Genomic DNA, 10,925 nt, shown 5'->3' with positions numbered 1-10,925 from the left:
CAGATGGAGTCAGATCGCTCAGCTGAACCTTGACCCGGAGACCCCTTTCAGCAAGTGGATTTAATTACCAATCCATTGTGCCAAAAATCATTGATTTTTGGCACACCACTTATTTTTGGCACACTCGTCTGCTGAATTTGCATGCAGAGCCTCAAAGGTGCACCGGCTCTTCTCCTGCTGTACCTGGAAACTGGTAATCACTCCGGTTGATTACGCTTTCAAAAGAGATGTATTGGCGATTTTTAAAGAAAAATCGCAGATACGCCTGGTTCTTTGTACCCATTTTCAGGCTTCAGTGTGAAATTTCCCTAATTTGACGCTCGTTTGACCACGTTGCAGGCAGAAGTACAGAGAAAAAAGGAATCCCTGCCGGCCTCTGTCTGTTTGTTTTTCAGTTGTTTATTCTTCAGCTGTCTATTCTTTGGGCTTCCACTCCCAGTTCTTTTCAGAGATCTCGTTGAGGTCGTAAGGAGTCGCCTGGTAGACATAATAATTGATCCAGTTGCAGTAAAGGTTATTGCTGTGAGACCGCCACTGCAGCAGGGGACGCTGCGTGGGATCATCATCAGGGAAATAATTCTTGGGGACCTCTATGGGCAGACCCTTGCGGACGTCCCTGTTGTACTCATCCCTGAGGGTATTGCGGTCGTATTCCGGATGTCCCATAATAAAAAACCTTCGCCCATCTCTGGACATGCACAGAAGGATGCCCGCTTCTTCGGATTCCGCAAGGATCCGGAGCTCTTTGCAGGCGTGGATCGCCTTGGCGGGAACCTCTGTGTAGCGGCTGTGGGGGATCAGGAAATAGTCATCAAAACCGCGGACAATGGGTTCCTTGCGGTGACGGACTTTGTGGGAATATACGCCGAAGAGTTTTTTGTCCAGAAGACGCTTGGGCAGGCCATAGTGGTAATAGAGGCCGGCCTGCGCCCCCCAGCAGATGTGGAAGGTACTCGTCACGTGGGATTTGCTCCATTCAAAAACACTGCAGAGCTCCGGCCAGTAATCGACCTCCTCGTATTCCATTTTCTCCACAGGAGCTCCGGTGATGATCAGCCCGTCAAAATGGCTATCCCTGAGTTCCTCGAAAGTATAATAAAACTGCATCAGGTGAGAGGCTGCAACATTGACCGAGCGGTGCATGCTTGTCCTCATAAAAGTGATATTGAGCTGAAGCGGGGTATTGGAAAGCATTCGCAGGAGCTGGAGCTCTGTCTCCTCTTTGGTCGGCATAAGGTTGTAGATGCAGATCTCGAGCGGACGGATGTCCTGATCAATGGCTCGTTTCTCGTCAATGACAAACAGATTTTCTCTCTCCAGTATCTCCTTGACCGGTATGTTGTTCTGAATCCTGATGGGCATTAGTTTCCTCTTTTCCACTTTTCCACAGCTTTGCAGGCAGGAAAAGGCGCTGTTTGCTGTCTGATGTCTGATTTTTGTTTTTCCTTAAAAATACTTCTGCTTACTTGTTTCAGAACCATCCGTTTTCTGATCGTAAAAAAGTATTCGTTACTGTTTTTACAAAACTTTATAACTTTATAAAAAAGGCCTGGAAAAACAAGTCTGTTACGTTTAAGTCATGCCTCGCCGGCAAGCTTGAGGAAATCCTCTTCGGAAAGGATCGGAATCCCCAGCTGGGCGGCTTTTTTATTTTTGGAGGATGTCGAAGTGACATCGTTGTTGATCAGATAATCTGTCTTCGCGGAGACACTGCCCGTGACCTTTCCGCCCCGGTCGGCGATGAATTCCTTGAGTTCATCCCGGTTGGAGAAGTGAAATACTTTTCCAGTTACGACGAAGGTCTTTCCCTCAATGGGGTCGGGCCCGGTTTCCGTGCTGCCTTCCTGATCCTCTGAAGACAGTCCCCCTGTCCCGCCTTCGCCGGGGCCGGCGGCAGTCAGTCCGCCTTCCGAAGCTTCTGCCTGACGGGAGGGACGGGTCGATGCCCTGTGGACAGGATGCACTTCCTTCAGGAGATGTTCCAGGACAGACCTGTTCTTTTCAGAGGCAAACCACTCTGAGACCGCGGCGGCCAGCACGGGGCCTATCCCCTCCGCCTGTCCGATCTCCTCCGCGGAGGCAGCTGCCATAGCATCCAGGTCCTCTCCAAAATGATTACAGAGGATCCGGGCATTGGCCGCGCCTATGCCGGCTATGCCGAGGGCATAGACAAGCCTGGGAAGGGTGGTCTGCCGCGACCGCTCCACGCTCTCGATCAGGCGGGTATAGGATTTTTCCCCAAAGCCTTCCATATCCACGATGGCATCCCGGTGCTGATCCAGATGGTAGATATCCGCAAATTCATGGATAAAGCCTTCAGCGATGAATTTTTCCAGGGTCATCTCGGACAGACCTTCGATATTCATGGCGCTGCGGCTGGCGAAAAGGGTAAAGGCCTTGATCTTTTTGGCTGGACATTCCGGATTCGTACATACAAGGACCTCTGTATCGATCTCCCGGCGGATCTCCGTTTTTCCCCCGCACACCGGACAGACCTCCGGGATCTCCAGGGTCCCGGACCTGGTCAGATTCTCCGCGATCTGGGGAATGATCATGTTGGCCTTGTAGACGGTCAGCCTGTCGCCGATCCCCAGCTGCAGGGCACGCACAATGCTGACATTGTGGACGGAAGCCCTCTTTACGGTCGTTCCCTCCAGTTCCACGGGCTCGAAAATGGCAACGGGATTGATCAGGCCTGTGCGGCTGGCGCTCCACTCCACTTCTTTCAGAGTAGTCTCCTGCTGCTCGTCCGCCCATTTAAAGGCAATGGCGTTGCGGGGGAACTTAGCTGTCCTGCCCAGAGAATCCCCATAGGCGATGTCATCCATCAAAAGGACCAGGCCGTCCGACGGAATATCAAATCCCGCAATCTTTTGTTCAAAAAGATCGACCTGATCAGCTACGGTCTCTCCGGTCACAACAGACGTCTCCACCGTTTCAAAGCCCTGGTCCTGCAGGAACCTGAGCTGCTCCAGACGGGAATTGTGAAAGTCCGGAACAGACTGCCCGAAAGATGAAACCACAGAAGCCTCCACCAGGGTGAAGGCATAGAACCGCACCCGGCGTTTCGCTGTGACAGAGCTGTCCAGCTGCCGGACGGAGCCGCTGCAGAGATTGCGGGGATTTTTGTACCTGACGTCCTCCAGGGTTCCCTTTGCGGCAGCCTCCGCGGCAATTTCTTCATTGATCACGGCAAAATCCGAATAGCGGATGACCGCCTCTCCCCGAAGCGTCAGCTTTCCCTTGAAAGGGATCACTGCCGGGAGATTGCGGAAAGCGGCCGCGTTGGCGGTGATCTCCTCGCCGATCTCCCCGTTGCCCCGGGTCACCGCGCGGGCAAGCTTTCCTCCCTCATAGGTAAGTACGACCGTAAGGCCGTCAAGCTTCCAGGACAGAAGGCCTGTCTGGTCTCCCAGCCACTGTGCCAGGGCCTCCCTGGATTTAGTCTTGTCGAGAGACAACATGGGCTGTTCGTGACGCACGCGGGGAAGCTCATCCACGGCAGCATAACCGACGCGGAGTGTGGGAGAGCCGGACAGCACGAAGCCGCTCTCCTTTTCCAGAGCCTGGAGTTCATCATAATAGCGGTCATATTCCAGGTTGGACATGATCTCCGTATCGCGGGCATAGTAAGCCTCTGAAGCTTCGTTCAAAAGTCCCGCGAGGTATTCCATACGGCTTCTGGTCTCAGCAGAGAGTTCCTTCCTGTCTCCCCCCATCTTCTTCTCCTCAATTGATTCTGGTGCCTGCAGATATGACTATCGAAGGTCCTTCCGCAATGCAGATCATGCAGATCATACCGGTCATGAAGGGAAAGCAAGGCTGTACAGCTGCTCCAGCTCTTTCCCGGTGATCCTGCGCTGCTGTCCCGGCTTCATAGCGCCGAGCTCGACGTTAAGGACACGTACCCTTTTGAGGAACCGGATCTCATGCCCCAGGACGGCGCACATTCTGCGGATCTGCCGGTTCATACCCTCAGTGAGCACGATACTGAACGTCCTGTCGCCCAGCCGTTTTACCGTGCAGGGCTTTGTCTTTCTTCCAATCTCTTTTAAATACATGCCGGAGGCAAGTCTGTGCAGGTCCCCGTCAGAGATCCTGCTGCGCACGCGGACGTAGTATTCTTTTTCATGGCCGTTAGCGGCCCGCATCATGGCATCGATCAGCTTCCCGTCATTGGTCATGATGAGAAGCCCCTCCGAATCCCTGTCGAGCCTTCCCGCATAGGTGAGCCTGACCGGATAGCGGAAGGCATCCTGGATGGTCCTCTCGGCGTGAGGATCCCTCTCGGTGCAGGTCACGCCCACTGGCTTATACCAGGCAACGACCACCGGCTCCCGGGCAGGCCTGATCACCTTTCCCCGCACACTGACAGTCTCTTTTCCCCCGATCTGCATACCGGGGACAGCCGGGACCCCGTTCACCAGAACCTCTCCGGCCTGGATCAGGCGGTCCGCCTCCCTGCGGGAGCAGATCCCGCAGGACGCGATATACTGGTTCAGTCTCATTGGGCAGCCGCCTCCGATGCAGGCCCTGAAGAGGCAGAAGAGACATCCTCACCCGGCTCCTCTGTTGCAGGACTGCTTTTGGCAGAAGGTTTTCTGCGGATCCTGGGAATCTTCCCGCCCGGCATAACCTCCATGAACACTTCAATGGCCTTGTCTTTTTCAATACAGATCCCATGCTCAGTGACAAAGGAGATATGCTGCTCCTCCGAGGTCACAAGTTCTCCAAACTCATTTGCCGAAAGGATCCATCTCTCCAGACCTTCAGGTGTGCGGTCGGTCCGACGAAGGATCAGGAAATAGACATCGTCCTCCTTCAGGTAATAGAGCGACGAGCTGACCGGTCCGGCATTGGCAAATACCCTGCAGCAGTCCATTGCATCCCGGATGGTATAAAATGAGAACATATAGGATTCCGGCTTTTTACCGGCGGTTTTATCCCGGTCTTCTCCATCAGTCTTCGCTTCCTTCTCCGGATGCTTTTCTGAAGAAAGAATCGAGCCGATCAGGCTGTCCTGGGCATCCTGCCCGTCGGTCTTTCCGGCAGACTCCTCAGCTGCTTTCGCGGCGATCGATTCGAAGATGTTTTTCGCGATCCGGCGCACCTCATTAATTGCGCCCTCTTTAGAGTCCTCCCTTGTGATCAAAAGACTCAGGGAATGATCCGGCAAAACAGAGACGCGCATGGTCGTAAACTCTCCCTGGAGATCAAAATTCTCCGAGATTGCTGCCTGAATGACTGTCGAACGGATAAAATCGACCGCTTCTTTTTTCTTTTCAAAAAAATCGTCGATCCTGAACCCGTTTGCCCGCAGATCTTCCGGGGAGATGATACAGCTGATCGTATTTTCATTAATTCTTCTGATCTTCATAAATCTCCTGCAAAAAACATGTTAGAACTCGGTTTATTCTTCATCGCGCAATACCCGTGACTTCAGTCGTGGGATACGCGCGCAAAAATAGAAACTTGCTTCATCGCGCAATACCCGAGAGCGAGTCTTGAATGCGTTAAAGCCACGCAAAAGCGCCTGTAATTCTGACTGTATTGTTTTTTTCATCATACCCTTTTGCCGGGAAAGTTACAAGATGCAGTTCGTTCACAGCAGATGTCCGCAAGAGAAAAAAATTCATTTTCTGCGGCAGGAAATGAAAAGAGCGCCTGTATGAAAACAACCATACAGGCGCATAATTGCAAAATCCGGCGCATTCAAAGAGGAAGTATTACCTCTTGATCTGACCCATAACCTCTTCTGCGAAATTCTCGACCTTCTTCTCGATGCCTTCGCCGGTCTCGAAACGGACAAAACGGCGGATAGTGATCTCTGTGCCGTTTTCCTTACCGACCTGCTGGAGATACTGAGCAACGGTCTGCTTGCCGTCCTCGGCCTTGACATAGACCTGGTCATACAGGCAGATCTGCTTGAGTTCCTTGTTAAGTCTGCCGATCAGCATCTTCTCGATGATGTTCTGAGGCTTACGCTTGTTCTCAGGAAGCTTCTCGTTCTCTTCGACTGCCTGTGCGAGAAGAATCTCTTTCTCGTGCTCCTTGTACTCTTCGGGAACATCTGCCACGGAGACATACTTGGGATTCATGGCAGCGACCTGCATGGCAATGTTGGTCAGCGCCTCTTTGACAGCGTCATTGACAACAGCGGTCTTGGCGTCAACGATGACGGCGATGCGGCCTTTGCCGTGCAGATAAGTCACGACGCAGCCGTCCTCGGCAACGACCTTCTCGAAGCGGCGGATGCTGAGCTTCTCGCTGATGACAGCGATCATGTCAACCAGGGCATCCTTGACGGACTTGGCTGCATCATCGATCCAGGGCTCTGCCATGAAAGCTTCGATATCAGCAGAGGCTGTCTTCAGGGCCTGATCGGCGACCTTTGCGACGTAGGTGCGGAACTTCTCGTTCTGAGCGACGAAGTCTGTCTCGGAGTTAACTTCGACGACAGCGGCTTCCTGATCACCGTTGCTGGCGATCAGGCAGATGCCCTCTGCTGCGATCCTGCTTGCCTTTTTCTCTGCCTTAGCCTGACCCTTTTTGCGAAGGACCTCGATAGCGGCATCCATGTCGCCGTTGGTCTCTGTCAGAGCCTTCTTGCAGTCCATCATACCTGCGCCGGTAACTTCGCGCAGCTGTTTGACCTGTGCAGCTGTAATTGCCATAATCTAATACCTCTCGATCTATCGTATATTCCATACGCTGATTTCAAGCCGGAAGACCCGGCCTGAAACAGCATATTCAATTTCAGTTCATTATCAATCTACACGGTTCTTCTCTGAATAGTCCTGAAGGATCAGAGAGTCCCCTCCTTATCCTGCTCAGCCTCGGAATCGGCAGACTCTTTTGCCAGAGCATCCTGCTCAGCGGAATCGGCCTCTGCGCCCTGGTTTGCCTCGATGACTGCATCTGCCATCTTGCTGCAAAGGAGCTTGACAGCGCGGATCGCGTCGTCATTTCCGGGGATGATGAAGTCGAGCTCTTCGGGATCGCAGTTGGTATCGCCGATACCGATCAGAGTGATGCCGAGAGCGTGAGCCTCTGCCACGCAGATCCTCTCCTTCTTGGGGTCGACGACGAAGATCGCGTCGGGAATGCGGTGCATATCCTTGATACCGCCCAGGTTCCTCTCGAGCTTGTCCCACTCCTTCTGGAGCTTTGCAACTTCCTTCTTGGGAAGGACATCAAAGGTGCCGTCCTGAGCCATCTGCTCGATCTTGCGGAGACGATCCACACGGCTGCGGATGGTCTTGAAGTTGGTCAGCATGCCGCCGAGCCATCTCTCATTGACATAGTACATGCCGCAGCGGGTAGCCTCAGCCTTGACTGCGTCCTGTGCCTGCTTCTTGGTGCCGACGAACAGGATCGTGCCGCCCTGCTCAGCGATCTGGAAGACTGCCTTGTAGGCCTCATCTACGAGGATGACAGACTTCTGAAGGTCGATGATGTGAATGCCGTTGCGCTCTGTGAAGATATAGGGAGCCATCTTGGGGTTCCAGCGTCTTGTCTGGTGTCCGAAGTGCACGCCTGCTTCGAGGAGCTGTTTCATTGATACGATACCCATTTTTTTACCTCCTTGGTTAAAGGAAACTGCTTTCTTCTTTTTATGATCCGGTATTGAAAGACCATACAGGGCAGTTTCGTTCTTCCGCGCCCTTTCGCGGTCTGTGAGGATCCTGCCACTTCTTAAGAAGATCTTCTACGTGGTAAGTGTTACGCACCGGGACTGTCCTGTACAGGGCAGATCTGTGCGCAGCGCTCCTTTGTGAATGATCGACATAAAAAGCACCGGCATCCGCTGGGACGCGTGTCTGATAAAAAGACTATTATATGTAACTGTGTGCAGTACTTATAGAAATATGGACTGCAACTCAGCTATCATACCATATTCATTACAAGGGTGCAAGAATAATTTTTATGGCTGCACCTGTTTTCTGAGCCATGCCAGTTCACCGTAGATCGCATCGTTGAGGACCTTGATGTAGGTTCCCTTCATGCCGGATGACCGGGACTCAATGACACCGGCGGACTCGAATTTGCGGAGGGCGTTGACGACGACGCTGCGGGTGATCCCCGCCTTGTCGGCGATCTTGCTGGCGACCAGGATGCCTTCCACGCCGTCAAGCTCCTCAAAGATGTGGATGATGGCGTGCATCTCCGTGTAGCTGAGAGTTCCGATCGCGGACTTGACAACAGAGACCTTGCGGTTTTCCTCCGCGGTCTCCTCTGTGACGGCGCGCAGCATTTCCAGGCCCACCACAGTCGTCCCGTACTCGGAAAGAATGATGTCGTCGACATCAAAGTGTTCCCCATCCTTATAGATAAACACTGTACCAAGGCGCTCCCCTGCGACCTCGATCGGGAGTACGATCCCCATCAGGTCTTTGTCTTCGGGTGAAAAGAAGCCCAAAGTGTTCAGACTCACATTTTCATGTGTGGACAGGATATCCAGGAGCCTGGAATTGAGCTCCGGATCCACGAATGTTCCCACCTCGTCCTCGATCAGGCCGTGGGCTGCGTGAACATTGGCGCACTCTCCGACACCCAGCACCTTTCCTTTTTTACTGATCACCAGGATATGGGCGTCCAGGATCCCGCTCATGACCTTACAGATATCGTTGAACACGACCTTTCCTGTATCATTGTTGTGGATCAGTTTTTCTATTTTTCTTGTATTGTCCAATAGGATCACATTGTTTGCCGCCTGCGTTTTATTCACCTGTACTCTCCTCCAAAAAAGCATTCGCCGGCTCGCTCTGTTCTTCCAGATATCCGCATTCCTTGTCCGCGCAGACCAGCCTGTTTCCTTTTTCCAGCATTATGCCGCCGCAGCGGGGGCATCTTTTGGCAGAGGGTTTCTGCCATACCATGAAGTCACATTCCGGATTGCCCATGCATCCGTAGTATCTTCTGCCTTTTTTACTCATCCTGACGATGATATCCTTGCCGCATTTCGGGCAGGCAACACCGATCTTTTCATAATAGGGCTTCGTGTTGTGGCACTCCGGGAAGCCGGGACAGGCCAGGAACTTTCCATGAGGGCCGTATTTGATGACCATGTGCCGTCCGCAGTTTTCGCAGATCTCTTCTGTCTCCTCGTCCGCGATCTGGATCTTTTCCAGATCCTTCTCCGCCTGCAGGACCGCTTCGTGAAGATCCGGATAAAAATTCTCGATCACGGTCTTCCATTTTACCTGTCCGTCCGCGATCCCGTCGAGCAGTCCCTCCATGTTCGCGGTAAAGGAAAGGTCGACGATCGTCGGAAATGCCTTTTTCATAATGTCATTGACTGCTTCTCCCAGTTCGGTCATGTAGAGGTTTTTGTCCTCTTTGACGATATATCTGCGGGCCAGGATCGTCGAGATCGTAGGGGCGTAGGTACTGGGACGGCCGATCCCCTGCTCCTCCAGGGCCCGCACCAGCGAGGCTTCATTGTAGTGAGGAGCCGGCTGGGTGTAATGCTGGCGGGGGTCAAAAAGATCGAGCGAGATCTCGCTGTTTTCATCGAGACCCTTTCCCAGAGAAGGGGTCTTCTCCTCCTCGTCCTCCATATAAACCTTCTGGAAACCATCGAACAAAAGCCGGGAGGCAGAGACGCTGAAGATCTGGACAGGCATATCCTTGTGGGCAGGTGCAGGTGTCCCCTGGATCCTCACCTGGGTCGTCTCATAGCGGGCCGGACTCATGCGGCTGGCGACAAACCTCTTCCAGATCAGCTGATACAGACGGTACTGTTCCCTGGACAGGGACTCCCTGATCTGGGCGGGCAGACGGGTGACTTCGGTCGGCCGGATACCCTCGTGAGCATCTTGGATCTTTGTGGTCTGCTTTTCCTCCCTGGTCTGAGCCTGGAGATAGTCCTCTCCATAGGTTTCCCCGATAAAGGCTGCCACAGCCGCCTGCGCTTCCTCCGAGATCCTTACGCTGTCAGTTCTGAGATAGGTGATGAGGGCTACTGTACCCTGTCCCTTGACCTCGACACCCTCGTAAAGCTGCTGGGCGATGCGCATGGTTTTCTGGGGGGAGAAGTTCAGGACCTTGCTGGCCTCCTGCTGAAGGGTCGAAGTGGTAAAGGGAAGGGGCGGTTTTCTCGTCCTCTCGGATCGTTTCACATCCCGGACCGCAAAAGCCGCGTTCTCGAGGCCGTCCACGATCCTCATCGTCTCCTCCCGGTTGGAAAGATCCACCCTGGCCGGCTTTCCGACTTCCTCCAGTTTCCCGTAGTAATGCGCGAGAAGGGGCTTCGTCCAGCCCTGTACGGAAAACTGCGCATCCAGTGTCCAGTACTCCTCGGGAATAAAGGAATTGATCTCATCCTCTCTGTCCCCGATCATGCGCAGCGCCACGGACTGAACCCTGCCGGCCGAGAGCCCGCGCTTGACCTTCGCCCACAGGAGGGGGGATATCTCATAACCGACCATGCGGTCCAGGATCCTCCGCGTCTGCTGGGCGTTGACCAGGTTCATGTCCAGCTCCCTGGCATTTTTGAGCGACTCTGTGACCGCCTTTTTAGTGATCTCGTTAAAAGTGATCCTCGAAACCTTTTTATCCGCTGAATCATCCAGCTTCAGGGCTGTCTTAAGATGCCAGGAGATCGCCTCCCCCTCGCGGTCAGGGTCCGTTGCGAGATAGATGCAGTCCGCTTTTTTCACGAGCTTGCGAAGGCCCGCCAGAAGCTCGCCCTTGCCGCGGATCGTAATATACTGCGGTTCATAATCATGTTCTATATCGATTCCCATTTTGCTCTTGGGAAGGTCGCGCACATGCCCGTTGGAAGCCGTCACCTCGTAGGTTGACCCCAGGAATTTTTTGATGGTCTTTACCTTCGCAGGCGACTCCACGATTACCAGATTTCTTTTTTTTCGACTTGCTGCCATAAACTAATTACCGGTTCCTTTTCTTACTTATTGTTACTC

At 53.3% G+C, this 10,925-nt stretch carries 8 protein-coding genes; all 8 read right to left on the bottom strand.

The annotated features are described in order from the left end of the window. Positions 1-414 precede the first annotated feature (414 nt). Complete coding sequence (gene metA, locus BLT02_RS01050; RefSeq protein ID WP_092990990.1) at positions 415-1,362, bottom strand: homoserine O-acetyltransferase MetA; 948 nt, start codon at positions 1,360-1,362, stop codon at positions 415-417. Positions 1,363-1,577: 215 nt separating this feature from the next. Next, a complete protein-coding gene (gene ligA / locus BLT02_RS01045; RefSeq protein WP_242869656.1) occupies positions 1,578-3,719 on the bottom strand; it encodes an NAD-dependent DNA ligase LigA in 2,142 nt (713 codons plus the stop codon). Between the two features lie 84 nt (positions 3,720-3,803). Further along, complete coding sequence (locus BLT02_RS01040) at positions 3,804-4,508, bottom strand: pseudouridine synthase (protein ID WP_092990989.1); 705 nt, start codon at positions 4,506-4,508, stop codon at positions 3,804-3,806. Next, positions 4,505-5,377 carry an adaptor protein MecA gene (locus BLT02_RS01035; protein WP_092990988.1) on the bottom strand — a complete coding sequence of 291 codons (873 nt, stop codon included), beginning with the start codon at positions 5,375-5,377 and terminating at the stop codon, positions 4,505-4,507. Before BLT02_RS01035 ends, BLT02_RS01040 begins: the two co-directional genes overlap by 4 nt. 349 nt (positions 5,378-5,726) lie before the next feature. Next, positions 5,727-6,674, bottom strand: coding sequence for a translation elongation factor Ts (tsf, locus tag BLT02_RS01030; protein ID WP_092990987.1), 948 nt, complete (start codon positions 6,672-6,674; stop codon positions 5,727-5,729). A 131-nt stretch (positions 6,675-6,805) separates the two neighbouring features. Continuing rightward, the gene (rpsB, locus tag BLT02_RS01025) at positions 6,806-7,573 is read right to left on the bottom strand and encodes a 30S ribosomal protein S2 (RefSeq protein ID WP_092990986.1); all 768 of its coding nucleotides are present in this window, start codon (positions 7,571-7,573) and stop codon (positions 6,806-6,808) included. A gap of 351 nt (positions 7,574-7,924) precedes the next feature. Next, positions 7,925-8,728, bottom strand: coding sequence for a GTP-sensing pleiotropic transcriptional regulator CodY (codY, locus tag BLT02_RS01020; protein WP_278277360.1), 804 nt, complete (start codon positions 8,726-8,728; stop codon positions 7,925-7,927). After that, complete coding sequence (topA, locus tag BLT02_RS01015; RefSeq protein ID WP_092990985.1) at positions 8,721-10,886, bottom strand: type I DNA topoisomerase; 2,166 nt, start codon at positions 10,884-10,886, stop codon at positions 8,721-8,723. Before topA ends, codY begins: the two co-directional genes overlap by 8 nt. Between the last annotated feature and the right edge of the window lie 39 nt (positions 10,887-10,925).

This window comes from Sarcina sp. DSM 11001 (assembly GCF_900101015.1).
Taxonomy (GTDB): domain Bacteria; phylum Bacillota; class Clostridia; order Lachnospirales; family Lachnospiraceae; genus CAG-791.
This window is presented reverse-complemented; position numbering and strand designations above follow the sequence as displayed.

Excerpts from the sequence above, each read along its gene's own strand:
- metA (WP_092990990.1), bottom strand. The coding sequence starts at position 1,362 with ATGCCCATCAGGATTCAGAACAACATACCGGTCAAGGAGATACTGGAG.
- ligA (WP_242869656.1), bottom strand. The coding sequence starts at position 3,719 with ATGGGGGGAGACAGGAAGGAACTCTCTGCTGAGACCAGAAGCCGTATG.
- BLT02_RS01040 (WP_092990989.1), bottom strand. The coding sequence starts at position 4,508 with ATGAGACTGAACCAGTATATCGCGTCCTGCGGGATCTGCTCCCGCAGG.
- BLT02_RS01035 (WP_092990988.1), bottom strand. The coding sequence starts at position 5,377 with ATGAAGATCAGAAGAATTAATGAAAATACGATCAGCTGTATCATCTCC.
- tsf (WP_092990987.1), bottom strand. The coding sequence starts at position 6,674 with ATGGCAATTACAGCTGCACAGGTCAAACAGCTGCGCGAAGTTACCGGC.
- rpsB (WP_092990986.1), bottom strand. The coding sequence starts at position 7,573 with ATGGGTATCGTATCAATGAAACAGCTCCTCGAAGCAGGCGTGCACTTC.
- topA (WP_092990985.1), bottom strand. The coding sequence starts at position 10,886 with ATGGCAGCAAGTCGAAAAAAAAGAAATCTGGTAATCGTGGAGTCGCCT.